This window comes from Candidatus Pelagibacter communis (assembly GCF_001179985.1).
GTDB lineage: Bacteria > Pseudomonadota > Alphaproteobacteria > Pelagibacterales > Pelagibacteraceae > Pelagibacter > Pelagibacter ubique_J.
Genome location: NZ_CVSI01000002.1, coordinates 1 through 1,696, shown reverse-complemented (window position 1 = coordinate 1,696; position 1,696 = coordinate 1). Strand labels below are relative to the sequence as shown.

Below are 1,696 nucleotides of genomic sequence, written 5' to 3'. Positions count from 1 at the left end.
CCAATTAACCGGTGAAGAAAATTCTGATGAGATTATTTCAAAAGGAAAAAATATAAAATTTAGATCAAATAAAGCTGGGGGTATACTTGGAGGTATATCTAGTGGACAAGAAATAATAGTATCTTTTGCTGTAAAACCAACTTCATCGATTCTGTCCTCAAGAAAAACAATTGATAAATTCGGAAAAAATACATCTATATCAGTTAAAGGTCGTCACGACCCATGTGTTGGAATAAGAGCAGTCCCTATTGGTGAAGCAATGATGCATTGCGTATTACTCGATCATTATTTAATGAATAATGCACAGTGCGGTAACTAATTCTGCTTTTGAGCTAGAATTTTAGAGTCAATTATTTCGTAAATTTTGTTTTCTATTGCCTTGCTATCTAAACCAGCCTCTTCATACATTTTTTTTGGATCATTATGTTCAATAAATCTATCAGGTAAAATCATAGATCTGAATTTTATTTTTTCCAATAAAGATTTATCGGATAAAAATTTACTCAAGTGAGATCCAAATCCACCTATTGAGCCCTCTTCAATTGAAATTAATATTTCGTGATTTCTAGCAACTTGCCACATTAAATTTTCATCAAGTGGCTTACAAAATCTTGCATCTACAATAGTTATGCTTAAACCCTTTTTTTCCAAATTTTGTGCTGCAATTTTACACTCATTTAATCGTGCTCCAAAATTAATTAAAGCTATTTTTTTTCCCTCTTGAATTATCCTGCCTTTTCCAATTTCAATTTTTTCACTTATATCTGGAAGCGTAATTCCAAATCCTGTACCTCTTGGGTATCTAAAGGCACTTGGTCTGTCATTTATATCTACTGAAGTATTAATCATCTTAACTAAATCTGACTCATCACTAGCTGCCATCACAACAAAATTTGGCAATGTAGATAAAAATGTAATATCAAATGAACCTGCGTGCGTTGGGCCGTCAGCTCCAACTAATCCAGCTCTATCAATTGCAAACCTAACTGGTAAGCTTTGAATTGCAATATCATGCACAACTTGATCGTAAGCCCTTTGTAAAAAAGTAGAATATATAGCGGCATAAGGTTTGTATCCCTCTGTTGCTAATCCCCCAGAAAATGTGACCGCGTGCTGTTCAGCTATTCCGACATCGTACATCCTATCGGGAAATTTTTTTCCAAATAAATCCATGCCAGTACCAGTTGGCATAGCTGCCGTAACTCCAATTATTTTACTATCTCTCTCAGCATGTTTAATTAGTGTATCAGCAAAAACTTTAGTATAAGACGGTACAGTTACTTTTGACTTTTGCTGAACTCCTGTTTTAACATTAAATTTTGAAACTCCGTGAAACTTATCATTTGACTTCTCTGCAAATCGATATCCTTTTCCTTTTTCAGTTTTAATATGTATCATTATAGGTCCATTGAAATTACTATTTTTTGCATTTTTTAAAACTGAAACCAGTGTTTCTATATCATGACCATCTATTGGACCTACATAATAAAATCCTAATGAATTAAATAAGGTGCCTCCTGTAACAGCACTTCTAAAAAAATCCTCAGCTTGACCAGCTTTTTTACTAAATCTTTTAGAAAACGATGAAATTATTAATTTTACAGTTTCCCTAAAACTAAAATACATCTTGCCAGTAAATAATTTTGCTAGATATGTTCTCATTGCTCCAACAGGTTTTGCAATTGACATATCATTG

The 1,696-nt window shown here is 32.9% G+C and carries 2 protein-coding genes; one reads left to right on the top strand and one right to left on the bottom strand.

All coding sequences use genetic code 11. From position 1 onward, the window contains the following. Positions 1–319, top strand: a 319-nt coding sequence (locus tag AMN80_RS00015; RefSeq protein ID WP_143323358.1) for a chorismate synthase, incomplete at its 5' end; no start/stop codon positions are given. Here AMN80_RS00015 and dxs read toward each other — a convergent pair. After that, the coding region (gene dxs, locus AMN80_RS00010) for a 1-deoxy-D-xylulose-5-phosphate synthase (protein WP_075519989.1) at positions 316–1,696 on the bottom strand (1,381 nt) is incomplete at its 5' end. The genes AMN80_RS00015 and dxs overlap by 4 nt on opposite strands.